At 65.5% G+C, this 20,298-nt stretch carries 18 protein-coding genes and 1 other RNA gene; 14 read left to right on the forward strand and 5 right to left on the reverse strand.

Annotated elements, in window-relative coordinates:
* Positions 1 to 125 precede the first annotated feature (125 nt).
* On the reverse strand, positions 126 to 809 hold the full coding sequence (locus ACYVKQ_RS08450) for a DUF1361 domain-containing protein (protein ID WP_460577572.1): 684 nt from the start codon (positions 807 to 809) through the stop codon (positions 126 to 128).
* Between the two features lie 188 nt (positions 810 to 997).
* Positions 998 to 2,512 carry an NADP-dependent isocitrate dehydrogenase gene (locus ACYVKQ_RS08455; protein ID WP_460577574.1) on the reverse strand — a complete coding sequence of 505 codons (1,515 nt, stop codon included), beginning with the start codon at positions 2,510 to 2,512 and terminating at the stop codon, positions 998 to 1,000.
* A 164-nt stretch (positions 2,513 to 2,676) separates the two neighbouring features.
* Between ACYVKQ_RS08455 and ACYVKQ_RS08460 the strand changes: the two genes are divergently transcribed.
* The 4 genes from ACYVKQ_RS08460 (at position 2,677) to ACYVKQ_RS08475 (ending at position 8,761) form a co-directional block, all read left to right on the forward strand.
* A complete protein-coding gene (locus ACYVKQ_RS08460; protein WP_460577576.1) occupies positions 2,677 to 4,638 on the forward strand; it encodes an ABC transporter substrate-binding protein in 1,962 nt (653 codons plus the stop codon).
* A gap of 206 nt (positions 4,639 to 4,844) precedes the next feature.
* Entirely contained in the window at positions 4,845 to 7,226 is a 2,382-nt protein-coding gene (locus ACYVKQ_RS08465) for a TonB-dependent receptor (protein WP_460577578.1), read from the forward strand.
* A gap of 67 nt (positions 7,227 to 7,293) precedes the next feature.
* Complete coding sequence (locus ACYVKQ_RS08470) at positions 7,294 to 8,403, forward strand: PepSY-associated TM helix domain-containing protein (protein ID WP_460577580.1); 1,110 nt, start codon at positions 7,294 to 7,296, stop codon at positions 8,401 to 8,403.
* Between the two features lie 37 nt (positions 8,404 to 8,440).
* Positions 8,441 to 8,761 carry a DUF6686 family protein gene (locus ACYVKQ_RS08475; RefSeq protein ID WP_460577582.1) on the forward strand — a complete coding sequence of 107 codons (321 nt, stop codon included), beginning with the start codon at positions 8,441 to 8,443 and terminating at the stop codon, positions 8,759 to 8,761.
* Between the two features lie 23 nt (positions 8,762 to 8,784).
* On the opposite strand, the gene ACYVKQ_RS08480 is transcribed toward ACYVKQ_RS08475, so the two are convergent.
* Both ACYVKQ_RS08480 and guaA read right to left on the reverse strand, forming a co-directional pair.
* Positions 8,785 to 9,033 carry a hypothetical protein gene (locus tag ACYVKQ_RS08480; protein WP_460577584.1) on the reverse strand — a complete coding sequence of 83 codons (249 nt, stop codon included), beginning with the start codon at positions 9,031 to 9,033 and terminating at the stop codon, positions 8,785 to 8,787.
* A gap of 95 nt (positions 9,034 to 9,128) precedes the next feature.
* Complete coding sequence (gene guaA / locus ACYVKQ_RS08485; protein WP_460577586.1) at positions 9,129 to 10,661, reverse strand: glutamine-hydrolyzing GMP synthase; 1,533 nt, start codon at positions 10,659 to 10,661, stop codon at positions 9,129 to 9,131.
* Between the two features lie 260 nt (positions 10,662 to 10,921).
* Here guaA and ACYVKQ_RS08490 point away from each other — a divergent pair, with 260 nt between their 5' ends.
* The 7 genes from ACYVKQ_RS08490 to ACYVKQ_RS08520 all read left to right on the forward strand — a co-directional run bounded on the left by ACYVKQ_RS08490 (position 10,922) and on the right by ACYVKQ_RS08520 (position 15,593).
* Positions 10,922 to 11,611, forward strand: a complete 690-nt coding sequence (locus ACYVKQ_RS08490; protein ID WP_460577588.1) for a hypothetical protein — start codon at positions 10,922 to 10,924, stop codon at positions 11,609 to 11,611.
* A gap of 86 nt (positions 11,612 to 11,697) precedes the next feature.
* Positions 11,698 to 12,552 carry a T9SS type A sorting domain-containing protein gene (locus ACYVKQ_RS08495; protein ID WP_460577589.1) on the forward strand — a complete coding sequence of 285 codons (855 nt, stop codon included), beginning with the start codon at positions 11,698 to 11,700 and terminating at the stop codon, positions 12,550 to 12,552.
* 76 nt (positions 12,553 to 12,628) lie between these two features.
* An RNA gene (gene ffs / locus ACYVKQ_RS08500) (signal recognition particle sRNA small type) lies at positions 12,629 to 12,726 on the forward strand.
* 157 nt (positions 12,727 to 12,883) lie between these two features.
* Positions 12,884 to 13,540, forward strand: coding sequence for a transaldolase family protein (gene fsa / locus ACYVKQ_RS08505; RefSeq protein WP_460577591.1), 657 nt, complete (start codon positions 12,884 to 12,886; stop codon positions 13,538 to 13,540).
* A gap of 84 nt (positions 13,541 to 13,624) precedes the next feature.
* On the forward strand, positions 13,625 to 13,828 hold the full coding sequence (locus ACYVKQ_RS08510) for a fructose-6-phosphate aldolase (RefSeq protein ID WP_460577593.1): 204 nt from the start codon (positions 13,625 to 13,627) through the stop codon (positions 13,826 to 13,828).
* A gap of 48 nt (positions 13,829 to 13,876) precedes the next feature.
* Entirely contained in the window at positions 13,877 to 14,587 is a 711-nt protein-coding gene (locus tag ACYVKQ_RS08515) for a cell division ATP-binding protein FtsE (RefSeq protein WP_460577595.1), read from the forward strand.
* Between the two features lie 109 nt (positions 14,588 to 14,696).
* The gene (locus ACYVKQ_RS08520; RefSeq protein ID WP_460577597.1) at positions 14,697 to 15,593 is read left to right on the forward strand and encodes a glycosyltransferase family 2 protein; all 897 of its coding nucleotides are present in this window, start codon (positions 14,697 to 14,699) and stop codon (positions 15,591 to 15,593) included.
* 81 nt (positions 15,594 to 15,674) lie between these two features.
* On the opposite strand, the gene ACYVKQ_RS08525 is transcribed toward ACYVKQ_RS08520, so the two are convergent.
* Positions 15,675 to 16,586, reverse strand: coding sequence for a hypothetical protein (locus ACYVKQ_RS08525; RefSeq protein WP_460577599.1), 912 nt, complete (start codon positions 16,584 to 16,586; stop codon positions 15,675 to 15,677).
* Between the two features lie 217 nt (positions 16,587 to 16,803).
* On the opposite strand from ACYVKQ_RS08525, the gene ACYVKQ_RS08530 reads away from it, so the two are divergent.
* The 3 genes from ACYVKQ_RS08530 (at position 16,804) to ACYVKQ_RS08540 (ending at position 20,291) form a co-directional block, all read left to right on the forward strand.
* Positions 16,804 to 17,967, forward strand: coding sequence for a DegT/DnrJ/EryC1/StrS family aminotransferase (locus ACYVKQ_RS08530; RefSeq protein ID WP_460577600.1), 1,164 nt, complete (start codon positions 16,804 to 16,806; stop codon positions 17,965 to 17,967).
* A 168-nt stretch (positions 17,968 to 18,135) separates the two neighbouring features.
* Complete coding sequence (locus tag ACYVKQ_RS08535; protein WP_460577602.1) at positions 18,136 to 18,942, forward strand: M48 family metalloprotease; 807 nt, start codon at positions 18,136 to 18,138, stop codon at positions 18,940 to 18,942.
* 302 nt (positions 18,943 to 19,244) lie between these two features.
* Positions 19,245 to 20,291 carry a Gfo/Idh/MocA family protein gene (locus ACYVKQ_RS08540; protein ID WP_460577604.1) on the forward strand — a complete coding sequence of 349 codons (1,047 nt, stop codon included), beginning with the start codon at positions 19,245 to 19,247 and terminating at the stop codon, positions 20,289 to 20,291.
* Positions 20,292 to 20,298: the final 7 nt, after the last annotated feature.

Here is a 20,298-nt window from a genome sequence, read left to right on the forward strand (position 1 = left end):
TCCGCTCGCTGACGTCCGGTTTCCCAGTGCCCCACCAGCACAAGCGGGCTTGTGGTAGCCTTGCGCTGATGCGCCAACACCAGCTGCAGACGGTCGGGACTTCCCGCGCTAAGCGGGGTTAATGCTTACTCTGCCACCTGCAGCCGCCCCAGCGCCCGCAGCGTGAGGTAGCCCAGCAGCAGAAACGCCCCGAATAGCAGCGTCATGCCCCAGGCGCGCGGGTGCGAAGCCGGATGCAGCAGAATGCCCAGAATGTCGTAGGCCAGGCTGAAGGGATTCGTGACGATGTCCCAGCTGTTCCAGCGCAGAAAACGGCCGAGGTACACGCCAAAGGCGCTCAACGTCAGAGCCGCGCAGCTGAACACCCAGCCGGCGGCCCAGCCCAGGCGCTCCTCCACGAAGCGCTGCATGTCGAGCAGGGAGGCGTAGCCAAGCATCAGCCCGTTCCAGGCGGCCGTCAGGATCAGCGTCAGGTCGTACCAGCGCGGCACGCCGGCGAAGCGGCCCAAGTGCAGCAGGTCGGTGAGGATGTAGGGGGCATTCGGGAAAAACAGCAGCCAGAGCAGGCCCACCGGCAGCAGCCAGCGGCGGCGCTGCGGCGGCTCCAGCGCCCCCAGCAGCAGCGTCAGCCCCATGGGAATGGCCGCCAGAAACAGGTTCCAGAGCAGGAATACGAAGGTGATGTGGTGCGTCCAGAACACGCGGAACACTACCAGCACCGTGCTCAGGGCCAGCGAAGCCGCGAGGATAAGCACCAGGCCGAAGCGGTGACGAAGCAGGGCGGAAGCCGAAGGCGATAGAGCTGACATGGCGTACGGATGAGGCCGGCGAAGCGACGTAACGCCGCGGGCTGGGGTGATAGTATCGGCTTCGTAAATTACGTACGGAAGGCATTAACAAACCGCTGCTGTTCCGCAAGGCCGCTCAGGCCACGCCGCTCATGGCCGCCGCGTGCCCCGGCCGACATCCGGACCGGGGCACGCGGCGGCTGGCGATGCTACTCCCCTTGGCCGAGCGAGAAACCGCGCTGGCCGTCGAAGAGGTATAGGTTCTCCGTCTTGACGATGTGCAGGCCGGCCGCCGTAAGCTGCTGCTGCAGGGCCAGCGCATCGGCGAAGAAGGCCGGGTGGTAGCCTGCCCCGGCGGTGGGCAGCTCGCCGGTGGCCACGAAGCGGCAGCGCCAGTGGTCGGTGCAGTACGTTTCCGGCTGGCCTTCGGGGTACACCTTCACGCCGCGGTTGGTAATGAGCTTCAGCTGCAGCGCGCCGCCGGTGGCGGCCAAGGCGCTCAGTTGCTGGCCCAACTGCTCGGGTAGGCCGCCGTCCCAGCGCAGGAAAATGTCGATGCCCACCAGCTCCTGCCGGGCCTGTGGGCGGGCCTGCGGGTGCGGGGCCGGGGCGTCGGTGGGGGCCGGTGCAGCCGGGGCGTCTGCTTCGGGCGTGGCATCCAAGCGCGCGATAATGGCCTCGGCAAAAGCGGCAGTGCCCACCCGCTCGCGGCTGTGGCCGGGGCGGAAAATGTCGGCCGGGTGCAGGCCGTCGGCCAGGGTCTGAAGCCAGGCCCGCTCGATGCGCGCGGCCACGGCCGGCTGGCCCACGTGCCGGAGCATGAGCACCGCCGCTTGCAGCAGGCCCGAGGGGTTGGCAATGCCCTGGCCGGCAATGTCGGGAGCCGAGCCGTGGATGGCTTCGAACATGGCGCAGCCGCGGCCGATGTTGGCCGAACCCGCCAGGCCCACCGAGCCGGTCAGCTCGGCCACCACGTCGGAAATGATGTCGCCGTAGAGGTTCATGGTCACCACCACGTCGTAGCGCTGCGGCTGGGTGGCCAGGCGGGCCGTGCCGATGTCGATGATCTGGTGCTCCTGCGCCACGTCGGGGTACTCGCGGCCCACCTCGTCGAACACGCGGTGAAACAGCCCGTCGGTGAGCTTCATGATGTTGTCTTTGGTCATGCAGGTAATCTTGCGCCGTCCGTGCTGCCGGGCGTACTCAAAGGCGTAGCGCACGATTCGCTCGCAGCCGGTGCGCGTCACCAGCTTCAGGCACTGCACCACGTCGGGCGTGTGCTGGTGCTCGATGCCGGCGTAAAGGTCCTCCTCGTTTTCGCGGATGATGACCACGTCCAGCTCGGGGTGCAGCGTGGCCACGGCCGGGTACAGCGAGCGGCAGGGGCGCACGTTCGCGTAAAGCCCCAGGGTTTTGCGCAGCGTCACGTTCAGTGATTTGTAGCCCCCACCCTGCGGCGTGGTGATGGGGCCTTTCAGCAGTACCCGCGTGCGGTGCAACGACTCCCAGGCCTCGGGCGCAATGCCCGACGTGTGCCCGGCCCGGTACACCTGCTCGCCCACCTCGATGGACTCTGGAGCCAGGGCCGCGCCGGCGGCCTGCAGTATGCGCAGCACCTGCGCCGTGATTTCAGGGCCGATGCCGTCGCCGGCGGCGACGGTGATGGGAACGGGCGTGGCGGCGCGGGAAGCCACCGGGGTGGGGAAAGTTGCTGGGTTGGTCATGGTACGGGAGGTTAAGCCTGCGCAAATATAGCAATGCTATTTGTAATGATAGTATTACTATCTGAATCATCCATTGGCTCCACTCCGTTACGTGCTCAACTTCCTACCTTTGCGGCCCCGGCTTCGGGCCGGACCGCCCTCCTTCGCCGCTTTTATTCTGTCTCATGCGGATTTTTTTCGCCTGCTTCCTCCTCGCCTTGGCCGAGCCGGCGCTGGCCCAACAGCCTTCGTCCGCTAAGCCGGCGGCCCCCAAACCGGCTACCGGCGCTGCGGCCCGGCCGGGGGGCACCCCAACCAAAGCATCGGCCACTTCCCCCGCCAAGTCGGCGGCCGTCCCGACGAGCCCCAAGCCCGCGGTGCTGGGAGCCAAGACCGCCCCGGCGCCCGCGAAGGCCGCCGGTACCATCACCAAACCGGGCGCGCCGGCCTCCGCTGCTGCCCCGGCACCGGCCAAGCCTGCCGCCAGGCCCGCGCCGCCTTTGCCCGCCAACCTCGGCTCGCAGGACCCCGACACACGCTACCGTAACGGCAAAACGCTGCTTGATCAGGGCCGCAACGACCTGGCCATGGAGGAGTTGCTGCCCGTCACGATGCCAGCTGCCAAGTTCGGCCGGGCGCCTGAGGCCGCTTACCTCTACGCCGTGGCCGCGACGCGGGCCCGCAAGTGGGCCGAGGCCGAGCAGATGCTGAACCTGCTGCGCAACGAGTATCCGCAGTGGCCGGGGCTGAGCGAGGCGTTTTTCCTTCAGGGGCAGGTGTCGTTTGAGCAAGGCGACACCGACAACGCCCTGCGCGTGCTCGGGCAGATTCCCGGCGCGCAACTGCGGGCCCAGCGCACGGCTATGAAATCCACCTACTTGGCCCGCGTGCGCGATAAGGCGCTGTGGCAAAACCTGGTGCGCCGCTACCCGCAGGATACCGCTGTGGCCCGCGCCTACGCCGAGCAGCTGGTGTACGGCGGGCTCTACACCGATGCCGACCGCTCCCAGCTGGAGCAGCTGGTGCAACAGTACGGCTTCGACCGCACCCGCTACACGCCGCGCCCGCGGCCCCAGCGCAAGACCAGCTACAACGTGGCTGTGCTGCTGCCGTTCGAGTTCAGCGACCCCAGCTGGGAAACGCGCCGGCGCCTGCAGTTCGTGACGGACCTGTACGCGGGCATGAAGCTGGCCCAGGACTCGCTGCAGCGCGAAGGCCGCACGCTGAACCTGTACGCCTACGATACCGGTGCCGACACGCTGCAGCTCAAGCAGTTGCTGCAGCAGCCGGAGCTGGCCGGTATGGATATGATGGTGGGGCCGGTGTACAAGTCGGGCGCGAAGATCCTGGCCCGCTTCGCCCAGCAAAACCAAATTGTTGCCGTCAACCCCCTCTCGCAGGACGGGTCGCTGGTGCTTGACAATGCCTGGTACTACTTGTATGAGCCGAGCACCGCCACCCAGGGCCGCGCGGCGGCCGAGTACGCCTACCGGGCCTTCGGCGGGGGCCGCCCGGCCGTCATCTTCCACGAGGACACCAAGGACGAAACCGCCTTCGCCGAAGCTTACCGCAAAACCTTCGAGGCGCTCGGCGGCAAAGTGCTGGCCGTGCGGAGCCTCGACTCGGACAACCCCGAATCCCTGAACGCCGGTTTCGGCGGGCTGGACCTAAAAAGCGCCGGGCACCTCGTGGTGGCCTCGGACCACCGCAAGGCCGGGCCGTTTACCCTGGGCATCATGCAGAGCCAGGGCCTTGCAGTACCGTTGATTACCTACGCTTCCTGGCAGGAAAACCCCAGCATCGAACCTGCGCAGCTCGACCGTCGCGAGGTGTACTTTGTGCAGCCGAAATACCTGGACTCGACGCTGCCCGGCGTGCGCCGCTTCCGCCAGCTGTATACCCAGCAGCAAAACATTCCGCCCTCGGTATTTGCCGCTTCGGGCTTCGAGCTGCTGTATTACTTTGGCTCGCAGCTGCACCAGCACGGTCCCGCTTTCCAGCAGCCCTTGGCCGGCTCCGGCCCGGTTTCCGGCACGCTGTTTCAAGGCATCGGCTACCCCCAGCAGGCCCACGACAACCAATACGTTCCCATCACCAAGCTCGAACGCCTCGAGGTGGAAGTCCAAAACCCGGTGGGCATCCGCTAAGCGCGGCCCGGGGGGAGATGGCGGCCTGTCGGACTGGTATGAGAGTGGCCAACACGCCAACGCCCGCGCTTCGGCGCGGGCGTTGGCGTGTTGGGGGATGGGCTCTTGGTATTGGTTGTTTAAATCAATTCTAAATAAGCTTGGCAAAAAGGGAGCTGCTGACCTACCTTTGTGACGTCTTTAAGCCGCATCTAGCCCAGACGTTCATGCTTTTTCCTTTTTCCCAGCGCCTGCTTCTGACCGTTAGCGGGCTGCTTCTTTCCATTTCTCTCCTGGCCCAAACGACCGGCGCGGTGCGCGGTACGGTGCGCGACGCGAAAGGCGCTGCCCTGCCCGGAGCCAGCGTGCGGCTGCTGCCCGGCCAGTTGGGCACCGCCGCCGAGGCCGACGGCACGTTTGTGCTGGACAACGTGCCGGCCGGGGCCTACACGCTGGAGGCCACGTTTATCGGCGCGGCCCCTGCGCGGCAGGGCATCAGCGTGACGGCGGGGGCTACCACCACGGCCGATTTGCAGTTGAAGGAGGAAGACGCGGGCCGGCAGCTGAGCGAAGTCATCGTGTCGGCGAGCCGGCGGGCCGAGCCCATCCGCGAGACGCCCGTGTCGGCTACTATTTTGAATGCCCGCGAGGTGCAGCTGCAGGCCGCGGCCACGCCCAACAACCTGGCGGCCGTGGTGGGCAACGCTGTACCCGGCCTGGGCCTGACCACCAACCAGACCGGCAACGTGGGCCAGACCCTGCGCGGCCGCAACGTGCTGGTGCTCATCGACGGCATTCCGCAGAGCACCCCGCTGCGCGCCGGCGGCCGCGACATCCGCAGCATCGACGCGACGGTCATCGAGCGGGTGGAAGTCATCAAGGGGGCCACGGCCATCTTCGGCAACGGCGCCGACGGGGGCCTGATCAACTACATCACCAAGCGCCCGGCGACGGGCCAGAAGTTTGGCGGACTCAGCACGCTCGGCGTCAACGGCAACGTGGCCCACCTCGGCAATACCCTGGGCTACCGTGCCACCCAGCAATTCTACGGCAAGCCCGGGCGCTTCGACTACGTGGCCAGCGGCACCTTCGACCAGACCGGCGTCTTCAAGGATGCCCGGGGGGCGGTGATTTCGCCGCGCTACGGCCTGGGCGAGACCAAGACCTACAACGGCTTCGCCAAGCTTGGCTACGACCTCAACGACAAGAACCGGGTGGAGCTGATGTACAACTACTTCAGCTCGCGCCAGAATTCCGACTACGTCACCCAGCTCGGCAAGTACGGGGTGAGCCCGGCCATCGGGGTGAAGGGCGACCGGCCCGGCACGGACGAGGGCACGCGCCACAACCACAACGCCTACCTGACTTACCGTGGCCAGCAGGTGCTGCCCCTGGCTACCAGCGTGGAGCTGACCGGGTACTGGCAGGATTTCCGCACCATCTACGACGCCGAGCCGAGCTTTTTTGAGTTCGGTGGCCAGTCGGAAATCAACTCCGACAAGCGGGGGCTGCGCCTGAACCTGAACACGCCGGTGTTGACGGGCGAGCGGTTCAGCGCCGAGCTGACCTACGGCCTTGATGTGCTCGGCGACGAAACCACCCAGAACCTGGTGGACGGCCGCCTCTGGACGCCGCGCATGCAGATGCGCAACCTGGCGCCGTACGCCCAACTGCGGGCCACCCTGCTGGAGCACTTCGTGCTGAAAGGCGGCGCCCGCCGCGAAAACATCCGCGTGGAAGTGCCCGACTACACCACCATCCGCACGCTCAGCGGCTCGACGTACGTGGGCGGCGTGGCCGTGCAGGGCGGCACGCTCAAGTACAACACCACCGTGTACAACGCCGGCCTGCGCTACGCCCGTTTCAAGTGGCTGAACCCCTTCGTGAGCTACTCCGAAGGCTTCTCGCTCTACGAGCTGGGCCGCACCCTGCGTACGGCCCGGGCCAACACCCTCTCGCTATTGGAGACCCAACCCATCGTGGTGCGCAACTACGAGGCCGGCGCCAGCTCCGAACTGGGTCCGGTAACCCTGAGCGGGGTGTACTTCGTGAGCAAGTCGGACCTGGGGGCCAACCTGGTGGACCAGGGCAACGGCATCCTGGTGCCGCAGCGCGCCCCGGAGCGGGTGTGGGGCTACGAGCTGACGGCCGATTGGTTTGTGCAGAAAAACCTGACGCTGGGCGGGTCGTGGTCGTGGGTGGAAGGCCGCGCCACGCTCACTAGCACCGCCGGCGGGGTGGAAACCAAATCGAAGGTCTGGCTCAACGGCAACCGCATTGCGCCGCCCAAAGCCACCGCCTACCTGCGCTACCAGCCCTGGGAGCCCCTGAGCCTGGCGCTGAACTACGTGTACTCGGGCACGCGCACCCGCTTCCGCTCGAACGCGGCCGGCAACTACGCCTCGGGCGAAGGCCCAGTGCACAGCTTCGGCCTGCTGAACCTGACCAGCTCGTACCGCTTCACCCCGAAGCTGAACCTGACCTTGGGCATCGAGAATCTGCTCAACAACTCCTATTACGCGCCCATCGCTCAGTTTACCGGCACGGCTGCCAACTACACCCGCGGCAACGGCGCCCGCTTTAACCTCACGGCGGGCTACTCCTTCTAATTTCCTGCGCCAAAGCACGGACCGCCCCGCGGGGCGGTCCGGTGCGCCCGACCCTCTGCCTCACCCCATGAACCTCAAGCGCCGCCTGTTTACGCTGCACTCCTGGCTGGGCCTGCTCTGCGGCGCGTTCATTCTGGTGTTCTTCCTGACCGGGGCCCTGATGGTGTTCCGGGAGGAGCTGAACCAGCGGCTGCACCCGGAGCTGTTTCGGGTGCCGCGGGTAAGCGGCTCGCATGCCGGCTACGACCGGTTGTACCGGCAGGCCAAGGCGGCCCAGCCCACGGCGCAGTTCTACTCGTTCCGGCGCCTGCCCCAGGCCGCCGATGAGTCACTGGAAATCCGCATTTACGAAGGGACGGAGCCGGGCCGGCTGTTCGTCGACCCGTACAGCGGCCGGGTGCTGGGCAAGGCCTTTGCCTCGTTTACCGATCAGCTCATTATTCTGCACTCCACCTTCTTCCTGAAGGAGTTGGGCAAGCTGCTGGCCGGCCTGTTTGCCCTGGCCCTGCTCGGCTCGGTGCTGACGGGCTTCGTGGTGTACCGCCGCCACGTGCTCGATGCACTGGTGTTCCGCACGGCCATCCGCTGGCGCAACTGGCGCACGGCGTCGTCGGGGCTGCACCGCGTGCTGGGCTCCTGGGCGCTGCTCTTCAACGTGGTGCTGGCCGGCAGCGGCCTGTGGATGACCTACGACGCCTTCGACCTGAACAAGCTGCTGCAAGGAGAGGGCGAGCCGAAGGCGAAAGTCCTGCCCGAAGTCGTGGCCAACCTCGACGCGCTCATCGCCGAAGCCGCCCGGCAGGAGCCGGGCCTCCAGCTGACGCGCGTGAACTTCCCGCGCAAGCCCGACGCGCCCATCACCGTGCTCGGCCGGGCGCCGGGCAGCAACTGGCTGTGGGGCAGCACGGCCAGCAAGTTTGAATTTGCCAACGCGCCCGGGCCGCCCCAGCTGAAAAAGGCTTTCCGCGAGCAGGACCTGGGGCCGGCCGAGCGCTTCGACTTTGCCCTGCGCACCCTGCACTACGGCCAGTACGGCGGCCTGGCCGTCAAGCTGCTCTACAGCCTGCTCGCCCTGAGCAGCGCCGTCCTCACCGTGACGGGGTACCTGCTCTGGTGGCGCCGGCAACGCCCCACCCGGCGCCCCGCCGCCCGCCGGGCGGCGTCGGTGCCGGCCTGATTCCGATTTGTTCGCGCGTCCCAACCTCCGATTTCCGATGGCGCAGCTGCTTCACCACAACACCTTCGGCTACACGGCCCGCTGCCCCCGGGCGGCCGGCTTTGTGCACCTCTGCTTCAGCAGCGTGGGCATGGCCCTGACCCCACCCGAGCTGGCGGAGTTTCGGGCGCTCATTGCCCAGACGTTCCGCGACTACGCCGCTGCCCCGCCGCGCGACCCGGAAGCGCGCTGCATTGCCGTGCGTACGGCCGTGCCGCGCCTGGCCCTGGTCTTTTCCTTCGCCGAGCTGACGGAGCTGCTGGAACTGCTCGATTGCACGGCGCTATTGCTGGAAGCCGAGGCGTTGCTGAAGGGCTAAGCCGAGTTGTTCACCGGCCCACCTCACATCGGCACGCGCAGTCGGAGTATCCCGTAGCCTAGGCTGGTCAAGTAGCTCAGCACCAGCATTCCGGCCAGCCCCAGCAGAAACAGCAGCCAGAACCGTACCCCATCCACTACTGCGCCCGGCAGGTTGCGGTACGGGCGCTGCAGCATCCGGCGGTGGTTTCGATAAGCCAGCCAGCCGTAGCCGGCCAGCAGCAGGTAGTTGCCGGGAAATAAAAACAGAAAGGATAGCAGCTCCGCGTACATTCAGTTCCGGTTGTTGGCGCCGGCAAAGTAGAACAAAAGCCGCTCCAGTTACCCGAAGCGGCTTTTTTCCAAACTCAACAACTCTTGAGCGGAGCTTATTCCCACTCAATCGTTGCCGGCGGCTTCGAGCTGATGTCGTACACCACGCGGTTGATGCCACGCACCTGGTTGATGATGCGGTTCGACACGTCGGCCAGGAAGTCGTAGGGCAGGTGGGCCCAGTCGGCGGTCATCCCGTCGACGCTGGTGACGGCGCGCAGGGCCACCACCTGCTCGTAGGTGCGCTCGTCGCCCATCACGCCCACGCTCTGGATGGGCAGTAGAATGGCGCCGGCCTGCCAGACCTTCTGGTAGAGGCCCGTGTCGTGTAGCGCGTCGATAAATACGGCGTCGGCGGCCTGCAGCAGGCGCACTTTCTCCGGCGTGATGTCGCCCAGGATGCGAATGCCCAGGCCGGGGCCGGGGAAGGGGTGCCGGTGCAGGATGTGGTGGGGCAGCCCGAGCGTTTCACCCACTTCGCGTACCTCGTCCTTAAAGAGCATGCGCAGCGGCTCCACGATTTTCAGGTTCATCTGCTCCGGCAGGCCGCCCACGTTGTGGTGGCTTTTGATGGTCACGGCCGGGCCCTTCACCGACACCGACTCGATGACGTCGGGGTAAATGGTGCCCTGGGCCAGCCACCGGGCGCCGTCCACCTTGTGGGCTTCGCGGTCGAATACCTCGATAAAGGTGCGCCCAATGGCCTTGCGCTTCTGCTCGGGGTCGGATAAGCCCGCCAGCGCCGCGTAGAACTCCGCCGAGGCGTCCACGCCGGTCACGTTCAGGCCTAGGCCCTGGTACGATTCGAGCACGCTCTCAAACTCCTCCTTGCGCAGCAACCCGTTGTTGACGAAGATGCCGTGCAGGCGCGGCCCGATGGCCCGATGCAGCAGCAGGGCCGCCACCGAGGAATCGACGCCGCCCGAGAGGCCTAGAATCACCTGGTCGTCGGGGCCGATGGTGTGCTGCAGCGAGGCCACCGCGGAGTCCACGTAGTGCTCGGGCGTCCAGTCCTGGGCGCACTGGCATATGTCGACCACGAAGTTGCGCAGCAGCTGCTTGCCCTGGGTGGAATGCGTCACCTCGGGGTGAAACTGGATGCCGTAGGTGGGCTGGCCCTGGATGTGGTAGGCGGCCACGGCCACCTCCGGCGTGCTGGCGATGATGTCGTAGCCAGCGGGCAGCGTCTTGATCGTGTCGCCGTGCGACATCCACACCTGCGAGTCCACGCTCAGCCCGTGCATCAACGGCGAGCTGCCGTCGAGGTGGTGGAGGCGGGCGCGGCCGTACTCGCGAATGGTGGCCGGCAACACTTCGCCGCCGCCCTGCTGGGCCAGCAACTGCGCCCCGTAGCACACGCCGAGCACCGGCACCCGGCCCAGGTACTTGGAGAGGTCGGGGTTGGGCGCTTCCGGGTCGCGCACCGAGCACGGTGAGCCCGAAAGCACCACGCCCCGGATATCCTCAGTGAGGTCCGGGGCGTGCGTGAAGGGGTGGATTTCGCAGAAAACGTTCAGCTCACGAATGCGGCGCGCAATCAGCTGGGTGTACTGCGACCCGAAATCAAGGATCAGAATCTGTTGAGGCATGAGCAAAGGTAGGGCTGGAAAACCCAGCCATCCAAGCCTTGGGCGCCCGGACGCCTGCGCTGTCAGGGGCGGCCGCGCCCGGCGGCGGGCCCGCGTGCGGCAAAGTAGGATGCCGCCAAGGCGCGGCTATATTTTTCAATAAAGCGACTGAAAACCTTGATTTTGGCTTGGGACGAATGCTTGAATTTAACTTTCTTACACCACATCCCGAGTACTGCCCTTTCACTACCTGCGTGCAAAAACTTTACCTTCTGCTGCTTTTGGCGGCCTCGTCCGCCCATGCCCAATCCACCGCGCCGCCACCGCCCGCCGCCGCGCGTACCGCCTGGCAGGGCGGCCTGCTCATGGGCCACGATTTGTTTCGCGTCACCAACCAGCGCCCGGCCTTTGCCGTGGGCCCGTACCGCGTGGTGCCGCGCATGACCACGCCGTCGCCGGGCTTCCGCATCGGGCTGTGGGGGCGCTACAACTTTGGTCCGCAGCGGCGCTGGCTGCTGCAGCCTGAGCTGGCGTATTCGCGCAGCCAGAGCTGGCACCACGTCACCAATACCGCCAATCCATCCTCCGCCGACTTTGCGAATCTGTCCACGGCACAGGACTGGCAGCGACTCAACTTGGCCCTGCCCCTGGGCTACCGCCTCACCTCGCGGCTGCTGGTGCTGGGTGGCCCGGTGCTGGCCTGCCGCATCCCCACGGCCTACGAGCGGCAGGACCAAGGCTACGCGCTACGCATCGTGGAGAGCATCAACCACAGCATGCGCCGCACCGGGCTGGCCTGGCAGGCCGGGCTGGGTTACGAGCTGGGCCGCGTGCTGCTCACGGCCCGCTACGAGCGCAGCGTGCTCAACGTAGCCCGCCGCATCGAGCTGGACGGGCGAAGCTACCCGTTCCGGCACTTTGCCAGCCAGGTCAGCTTCGGGCTGGCGCTGCGCGTGGCGCCGCTGCGCTAAGGACCGCAAAGCCCTGACAACAATAGTATTTGTTAGCGGAGCCGTGCATTTGTGCGTAGCTTCCCGCTCCACCTCACCCCTGTTACATGCTGAAACATTTACCCGTTGTCGCCCTTTGCCTGGGGCTGTCCGTAGCTGCTACTGCCCAAGTGGTTACCGTCACCGCCGGTACTTCTTCCTCGGCCCTGAGCCCCATCAACAACAACGCGCCCCACCAGGCCCAGGAGTTCATCTACCTGCAAAGCCAGCTTAACCAGGCCGGGCCTATCACTCGCCTGGCATTTGAAAAAGCCAGCGGCAGCGACCTGAGCCCCATTACCAACACGGTCGTCTACCTGAAGACGACCTCGGCCACGGCCTTTACCACCGGTGCGCTCGATACCACCGGCTACCAGCGCGTATGGGCCGGGAGCTTCCCCAACGCTGCAACCTCGGGCTACCAGGAAGTGACGCTGCGCACCCCGTTCACCTACAACAACACCGGCAACTTGGCGGTGCTGGTCATCCGCAACAACGGCAACGTGGTGGCCACCGGTGTGCGCTCGTTGTGGCGCTACGCCTTTCTTGGCAACCGCGACGCGGCCCGGCGCTACTCCGGCACCGCGCCGCTGAGCGCCTCCACTTCGCTGACGCAGTCCGATGTGCTCGTCAACCTGCGTCTGACCTTCGGCAACCCCACTGCCTCGGTCCAGGAACGTTACCTGAGCGCCTCGCAGCTGTACCCCAACCCGGCGCATACCGAGCTGAACCTGACGGCTGACCGGGCGGCCCGCCTATGGGTGACCGACTTGCTGGGCCGCACCGTGCGCCCCGCCGCGCTGCTGCGCCCGGTGGGGGGGCGCATTACCCTGCCGGTAGCCGCGCTGCCGGCCGGCGTGTACGTGCTGCACCAGCAGGACCTCGACGGAACGGTTATTACCCAGCGCTTTGTGCGCGAATAACGCTTCGGCGTAAAGTTTTTTGCGGCGATTCGCTCCCGGAGCTTGTTTCGGGGCGAATCGCCGTTGTATCTTTGCACCGGCGAATCAGTACGACCAGCTCCCGCTGAACTCCCCCAGGACCGGAAGGTAGCAAGGGCAGGCGGTTGTAGCGGTGCGATACTGGTTCGCTTTTTTTTTGCCTCGCCCCAGGCTTGCCAGGGCAGCGCTTTCCGGGCCTATCGGCATCGTTTCTGATGCACGGCCGCCGATAAAATCGGCTGCGCCCGGAAAATCCGTCTGCTTCCGTGCTTAGCTTTGGGGCAGTTTTCGTTTCAAGCGTTTTCTTCTCCGGATGAAATTTTTCATTGACACCGCCAACCTGAAGGACATTCAGGAAGCCGTAGAGCTGGGTGTGCTCGACGGCGTGACCACCAATCCCTCGCTGATGGCCAAGGAAGGCATCGGCGGCGTGGACAACGTGATGGCCCACTACAAGCGCATCTGCGAAATGGTGGATGGCGACGTGTCGGCGGAGGTTATCGGTACCACGTTCGACGAAATCGTGCGCGAAGGCGAGGCCCTGGCCGAGCTGCACCCCAACATCGTGGTGAAGGTGCCCATGATCCGCGACGGCGTGAAAGCCATCAAGCACTTCGCGGAGAAAGGCATCAAGACCAACTGCACGCTCATCTTCACGGCCGGGCAGGCCCTGCTGGCCGCCAAGGCCGGCGCTACCTACGTGTCGCCCTTCGTCGGCCGCCTCGACGACATCGGCCACGACGGCGTGCAGCTCATCGAGCAGATCGTGCAGATTTTCGGCAACTACGGCTACCCCACGCAGGTGCTGGCGGCCTCGGTGCGCCACGTGCCGCACCTGCTGCAGTGCGCCGAAGTGGGCGCCGACGTGGTGACCTGCCCGCTGTCGGTTATCACCGGCCTGCTGAACCACCCGCTCACCGACAAAGGCCTGGCCCAGTTCCTGGCCGACCACAAGAAGGTAAATGGGTAATTGTTGATTGTTGGTTGTTGATTGTTGGTCGTTCAGGCGTAGCCACAATCAGCAATCAACAACCAACAATCAACAACCAACCGGATGTACATCATCAAAGTCAAGGGCAAGGCCAAGATTCCGGACTATATCCAGCTCCGGGACAGCGAATTTGTGCTCATTGCTTACTTCCGGGCCGACCGTCCGCTGAAGGACCTGCACCGCTACGGGCTGGAGGGCAAGGAAACCGAGCTGGCGGCAGTCATTGAGCAACTGGAATTTGGCAAGCTGCAGCCACTGAACCTGTAGCCGAGCGCGCCGCGTCGCCGTTCTACTGACGTTTGTTTATCCCCGCTGATGGAAACTCCCTCCGCCGTTATCGAGCTGCGCGACGCCCGCATCATGCACGACTTCCACACCGTGCTGCAAGGCGTGTCGCTGGAGCTGGCCAAGGGGGAATTTGCGTACCTGGTGGGCCGTACCGGCTCGGGCAAAAGCTCGCTGCTCAAAACGCTGTACGCCGACCTGCCGCTCACCGAGGGCATGGGCACCGTCGTGGGCTACCCGCTGCGGCAGCTGGCCCCGGCCAAAGTGCCTTACCTGCGCCGCAAGCTCGGCATCGTATTCCAGGATTTTCAGCTGCTCTACGACCGCAGCGTAGCCCAAAATCTGCTGTTTGTGCTGCAGGCCACCGGCTGGCGCGACCGGGCCAAGATGAAGCAGCGCGTGCAGGACGTGCTGATGCGTGTGGGCCTGAGCAGCGTGATGACCAAAATGCCGCACCAGCTTTCGGGCGGGGAGCAGCAGCGCGTGGTCATTGCCCGCGCCCTGCTCAACGAGCCCGTGCTGCTGCTGGCCGACGAGCCCACCGGCAACCTCGATCCGGACGTAACGGACGGCATCATGCGCCTGTTCCTGGAAATCAACAACGCAGGCACGGCCGTACTGATGGCCACCCACAACTACGACCTGATCCGGCGCTACCCCAAGCGGGTGTTTCGCTGCGAAAACGGGCAGGTGCGCGTCATCACCAACGCCGAGCTGCTAGTCAAGACCTGGGAAGGCTAGGCGGCATGCATAGCGGCAGCTGACCTTTGGCCTGGCGTCCACGTGGCGTTTTAAGGCCCACGACGGTTCAGCTACGAGGTTATTTTACTTTTTAACGCTCCGCGGTTAATTGACCTCCGACGGCCTGTCTATTCTTATTCCGGTTTACAACCGGGCCGTGCACGCACTGGTAGAGCAGTTGCAGGCTCAGTTGGCGTCATGGCCCGGGCCCGTGGAAATCCGGCTGCTCGACGATGGATCGGGTGCGGATGCGCGCGCGCAAAACCGCCGTCTGCTGCCGGCATCAGCTGACCTGTTCTATACCGAGCTTCCGCAGAACGTGGGCCGGGCGGCCGTCCGCAATCAACTGGTGGCGCAGGCCCGGTACCCTTGGCTGCTGTTGCTCGACAACGACAGCCTGCTGCCCGATAACGCTTTCCTCGCCCGCTACGCCGCCGCCCGGGAGCAGACCCCGGCGCTGGTGGGTGGCACCTGCTACCGGGAGCAGCCCCCGCCGCAGCCGGAGCTGCGACTGCGCTGGCACTACGGCCGGCAGCGGGAGCAGCGCCCGGGGGCCGTGCGGCAGCAGGACCCGTACGCGCAGCTGACCATCAACAACCTGCTGATTCGGGCCGAGGTGTTCCGCCGTTTCGGCCTCGACGAGAGCCTGACGCGCTACGGGCACGAAGACACCAAGTTCGGCTGGCGCCTGCGCGAGGCCCGGGTGCCCGTGCGCCACCTCGACAACCCGGTGGAGCACGACGGGCTGGAGCCGGCCGAAGCGTTTCTGCGCAAGTCGGCCGACGCGGTGCGCAACCTGCTGCGCCTCTACCAGACCGAGGGCCTCGGGAGCGAAACGCGTCTGCTGCGCGCTGCGCTGCACCTGCGCCGGCTGGGGCTGGCCGCCCCGGCCGGAGCCGCCCTGCGCGCGGCCGAGCCGTGGCTGCGCCGCCGCGTGCTGGGTGCTGCCCCCGATCTGCGCGCCTTCGACCTGCTCAAGCTGAGCTGGTTGTTGCAGGCTTGGTGAGCCAGCCCCAAGTCAACGAAAAACGCCCGGCTCTGAAAAGAACCGGGCGTTTGCGCAATAGGTGGTAGCTGAGAGCCGGGCTTAGTCGTTGTCGGTGTTTTTGACCTCCGACTTCACTTCCTTGTAGCCTTCCTTGGTTTTCTCGCCTACTTTCTGAGCGACGTTACCGATTTTCTGACCGACGTTTTTGCCGGTTTCCTTCACGTCCGAAGCCGTGTTAGTAGCGGCCTGGCCAACCTTGGAGCGTTCGTCGCGGGTTTCCATTTCAGCCTCCTGGGCTTCCTGGCCCACGGCGTTGGCACCCTGCGAGGCGCGGGCCTCGGCCTTGTCGAACGACTTAAAGGCGGCGTACTTCAGCTTCTCCTTCTGAATTTCGGCTAGATCTTTAGCCGGAATGTCGCCCTTTACTTTATCGTAGGCTTCGTCGAGGGCGCGCCACTCCATGTTGATGTAGCGCCAGTCGTCGATGTCGTACTTGTCCTCGTTCTTCTTGATGTTGCTCACGAACGACTCGTAGGTCTGGCGGGCGTTGGCGGCCGTCAGCTGGGCGGCCGGGTTCATGGCCGTGTAGTACTTGCCGGGCTTGGTGGGCGTAGCGGTGCCGGCGCTCATGCTGCCGCCGGCGCTCATGCTGCCGCTGTAGGCCGCGCTGCGCTTGTCGTAGGCGGTGGTGTAGCGGGTCTTCAGCTGCTCGTACTCGGTTTTGCGGTTGTCGTCCCAGCTGCTCATGTTGGCTTCGGCAGCGGCCACTTTGGCGTCGTAGTCAGCCTTCAGCTGGTTGGTTTCTTCGTCCCATTCGGCCTGGGTTTTGTTGCCCACGGCTTCGGCATTGGCTTCGGTGTTGGCCACGAAGGTTTTGAAGTCGTCGTAGGCTTGGTCGGTTTCGGCCGCGGCTTCCTGTTGGTCGGCGCGGTTGCAGCTGGTGCTGGTGAAAGCCACGCCGCCGAGCAGGAGCAAAGCCAGGGCGTGGGTGGTGAGGGTCTTTTTCAACATGATCGTAGCTAGGTTACGGTGGGAAGGAATGGCGCCCGCACTGCGGCCAGCGGGGCATCTGGCCCGCTAAACGCAGGCCATACATAGCAGGTTACGCATAAAAGCCGCTGCGAGGTTGGTTTTCCCCTTTTTACGGCCGCCGCAGTCGTTTCCCGCATGCCCCGCATCTATCTTTAGCCCGGCCGGCGCACCGTTGCGCCGTTTTCTGCTTGTGGTCTTGCCCGTTTCGCCTCTTCTTACCGCGCCTCCGTCGCCCGTTCAGCTGCTGGATCTGCCGGCGCAGCACGCCGCCATTCAGCCCGAGCTCGATGCCGCCCTGCAGCGCGTGATGCAGGAGGGCGCTTTCATCCAGGGCCCCGACGTGCAACACTTTGCCCGGGAGCTGGGCCATTACCTGGGCGGCGCCCACGTGGTGCCCTGCGCCAACGGCACCGACGCGCTGCAGCTGGCCCTGATGAGCCTGGGGCTAGAGCCCGGCGACGAAGTCATCGTGCCGGCTTTCACGTACGTAGCCACGGCCGAAGCCGCCGCCATCCTCGGCCTGCGGCCCGTGCCGGCCGAGGTCGACGCCCACACCTTCACCCTCGATGCGGCCGCCGCGGAGGCCGCCCTTACGCCGCGCACCCGGGCCATTCTGGCCGTGCACCTCTACGGGCAGTGCGCCGACCTGACGGCCCTGCGCGCCCTGGCTACCCGCCGCGGACTGGCCCTGATTGAGGACAACGCGCAGGCCATCGGGGCGACGTGGCAGTTTCCAGACGGCCAGGTGCAGGCCGCCGGCACGGTCGGCGAGGTGGGTACCACCTCGTTTTTCCCTTCCAAAAACCTCGGCTGCCTCGGCGACGGCGGCGCTCTGCTTACCCGTGACGAGCACCGCGCCGCACAGCTGTACGAGCTGGCCAACCACGGCCAGCCGCGCGGCCGCAAGTACGTGCACCAGCGCATCGGGCTGAACTCCCGCCTCGATACCCTGCAGGCGGCGCTGCTGCGCGTGAAGCTGCGCTACCTGGGGGCCTGGACGGCGGCCCGGCAGCGCGTGGCCGCCGAGTACGACGCGGCGCTGGCCCGCCTGCCGGGCCTGCGCATTCCGGCCCGGCAGGCGGGCAGCACTCACGTCTTTCACCAATACACCATTACGCTCGACACCGCGGCCCGCCGCGACGCGCTGCAGCAGCACCTGCAGCAGCACGGCATTCCGTCGGTCGTGTACTACCCGGTGCCGGTACACCTGCAGCCGGCTTACGCGTACCTCGGCTACCGGGCCGGGCAGTTTCCGGTGGCCGAGCAGCTGTGCCACACGGTTTTGTCGCTGCCCGTGCACCCAGGGCTCACGCCCGAGCAGGTGGCGTACGTGGCCGCCGTGATTCGGGCATGGGCCTGAGGCACGGCACGCCTGCCGGATAAAAGAAGCAGTTCCCTGCAGAGCTTCCCGCTACCGGCGCGGAACGCGGCGAAAGGGTGCAACGGGCTCTTGTTAGCTCCCCTGGCTGGCCCTGGCACCGTTTTTTCTTGGCGACGTAAAAGTCAGCTACCCGTTACTTCCTTTTCCATGACTCGCTCTTTTCTGACCATCGCCCTGGGCCTGGCCACCGTGGCCGGGCTGACGTCGGCCGCCGTGACGAAACCCTCGCAGGGCTTCAACATCTTTTCCGTCGATCAGGACATTGCGCTGGGCGCGCAGGTGGCGCACCAGACTGACTCGCTCTACCGGGCCAAAGGCCAGCTGATGGCCCGCAGCAGCAACGCCCGTGCTTACCAGCTGCTCGACGGCGTGGTGAAGCGCGTGCTCGACAACGGCAACCTCAAGTACCGCACGCAGTTTCCCTGGGATGTGCAGATCATCAAGGACGACGCCGTGCAGAACGCCTTCGCCACGCCCGGCGGCCACATCTACGTCTTCACCGGCCTCATCAAATTCCTCGACAACGAAAGCCAGCTGGCCGGGGTGCTCGGCCACGAAATTGCCCACGCCGACCGCCGCCACAGCACCCAGTTGCTGCAGCGCCAGTACGGCATCAGCCTGCTTTCGGGCGTGATATTGGGCAAGAACCCGAACATGCTGGCCCAGATTGCGGCCGGCCTGGGCCAGCTCAAGTTTAGCCGCACCTTCGAGCAGGAAGCCGACAAGTACTCCACGGTGTACCTGAACGGCACCCGCTACTACGCCTGCGACGGGGCGGCGGGCTTCTTCATCAAGGCCGAGAAGCAGGGCGGTGGCAACCCGCCCGAGTTTCTGAGCACCCACCCCAACCCCGGTTCGCGGGTGCAGGCCATCCAAAACAGCGCCCGGCAGCTGGGCTGCACCAATCGTTCAGTGAGCAACACCAACTTCCAGGAGCTGAAGCGGCTGCTGTAGCGGTCCAAGCCGCGGCCCTGCGGCTTCGCAGTCTGAGCGCCTTACCCGGCCCGTTTGCCCACGGCAAAGCGCAGCCGCCAACCTCTCTAAATCAGGGCGGCACCTGCGTTTTGTCGTGGGTAAGTTGTGCTCATCAGGATAGGAGTGGAGTAAACTATTTCGTGTGTTGTGAGAAATAGTTTACAAACGGTCTGAAGAGGTTTGTAAACTACTTACAACGTCATGAAAAATAGTTTACAAGCTGTTTTGGGCAGGGAAGAGCCCGCCTTGCCCCATCCGCCGCTTTTTTCGCAGCTTGCGGCGTGCTGTCTTCTGATTCCAATTCTGCTACTGCGGCCCCCGTCCGCTTCGTTATCTGCGGCGTGGGCCACATCGGCCGCCGCCACGCCGCCCTGGTGGCCCGCCACCCCGGCGCGCAACTGGTGGCCCTCATCGATGTCAACGCGGCGCTGCAGCCCGGCTTGGAAGCCGAGTTCCCCGGCGTGCCCTGCTTCGCCTCCCTCGACGAGTACCTCGCCCACGGCCCCCAGGCCGACGTGCTGACCGTGGCCACGCCCAACTACCTGCACGCCCCGCAGGCCATCCGCGCCCTGCGCCACGGGCTGCACGTGGTCGTCGAAAAACCCATTGCGCTGCGCAAGGCCGACGCGGAGGACATCGTGCACACCGCGCTGCAAACCGGCCGGCTGGTGTTCGGGGTGATGCAGAACCGCTATTCGCCGCCGGCCGCCTGGCTCAAGCAGGTGTACGACGAAGGGCGCCTGGGGCAGATTTACCTGGTGCAGCTCAATTGCTTCTGGAACCGCGACGCCCGCTACTACCACCCCAGCTCCTGGCACGGCACCCGCGCGCAGGACGGCGGCACGCTGTTCACGCAGTTCAGCCACTTCATCGACCTGCTCTACTGGGTGTTCGGCGACGTCCACAACATCGCGGCCCGCTTCCGCGACTTCAACCACCAGGACCTGACCGAGTTCGAGGACTCCGGCTTGGTGATGTTCGATCTGGTGCGCGGGGGCGCGGGCACGCTGCAGTACAGCACCGCCGTGTGGGACCGGAACCTGGAAAGCTCGCTCACGGTCATTGCCGAGCACGGCAGCCTGCGCCTCGGCGGCCAGTACCTCGATAAAGTAGAATACTGCCACTTGCAGGGCTACTCCATGCCGGATTTGCCGCCCACCAACCCTGCCAACGACTACGGTCCCTACCAGGGCTCGGCCGCCAACCACGTGCAGGTTATCGAAAACGTGGTGGACACGGTGCAGAAACGGGGCTTTGCGACTACCAACGCGCTGGAAGGGCTGAAGGTGGTAGATATTATCGAGCGGATTTATAGCTTGAAGTCCTGACGTAGTG

It is taken from the genome of Hymenobacter coalescens (genome assembly GCF_054783195.1).

Coding starts and splice junctions, on each gene's coding strand:
- ACYVKQ_RS08450 (WP_460577572.1), bottom strand. CDS start 809: ATGTCAGCTCTATCGCCTTCGGCTTCCGCCCTGCTTCGTCACCGCTTC.
- ACYVKQ_RS08455 (WP_460577574.1), bottom strand. CDS start 2,512: ATGACCAACCCAGCAACTTTCCCCACCCCGGTGGCTTCCCGCGCCGCC.
- ACYVKQ_RS08460 (WP_460577576.1), top strand. CDS start 2,677: ATGCGGATTTTTTTCGCCTGCTTCCTCCTCGCCTTGGCCGAGCCGGCG.
- ACYVKQ_RS08465 (WP_460577578.1), top strand. CDS start 4,845: ATGCTTTTTCCTTTTTCCCAGCGCCTGCTTCTGACCGTTAGCGGGCTG.
- ACYVKQ_RS08470 (WP_460577580.1), top strand. CDS start 7,294: ATGAACCTCAAGCGCCGCCTGTTTACGCTGCACTCCTGGCTGGGCCTG.
- ACYVKQ_RS08475 (WP_460577582.1), top strand. CDS start 8,441: ATGGCGCAGCTGCTTCACCACAACACCTTCGGCTACACGGCCCGCTGC.
- ACYVKQ_RS08480 (WP_460577584.1), bottom strand. CDS start 9,033: ATGTACGCGGAGCTGCTATCCTTTCTGTTTTTATTTCCCGGCAACTAC.
- guaA (WP_460577586.1), bottom strand. CDS start 10,661: ATGCCTCAACAGATTCTGATCCTTGATTTCGGGTCGCAGTACACCCAG.
- ACYVKQ_RS08495 (WP_460577589.1), top strand. CDS start 11,698: ATGCTGAAACATTTACCCGTTGTCGCCCTTTGCCTGGGGCTGTCCGTA.
- fsa (WP_460577591.1), top strand. CDS start 12,884: ATGAAATTTTTCATTGACACCGCCAACCTGAAGGACATTCAGGAAGCC.
- ACYVKQ_RS08510 (WP_460577593.1), top strand. CDS start 13,625: ATGTACATCATCAAAGTCAAGGGCAAGGCCAAGATTCCGGACTATATC.
- ACYVKQ_RS08515 (WP_460577595.1), top strand. CDS start 13,877: ATGGAAACTCCCTCCGCCGTTATCGAGCTGCGCGACGCCCGCATCATG.
- ACYVKQ_RS08525 (WP_460577599.1), bottom strand. CDS start 16,586: ATGTTGAAAAAGACCCTCACCACCCACGCCCTGGCTTTGCTCCTGCTC.
- ACYVKQ_RS08535 (WP_460577602.1), top strand. CDS start 18,136: ATGACTCGCTCTTTTCTGACCATCGCCCTGGGCCTGGCCACCGTGGCC.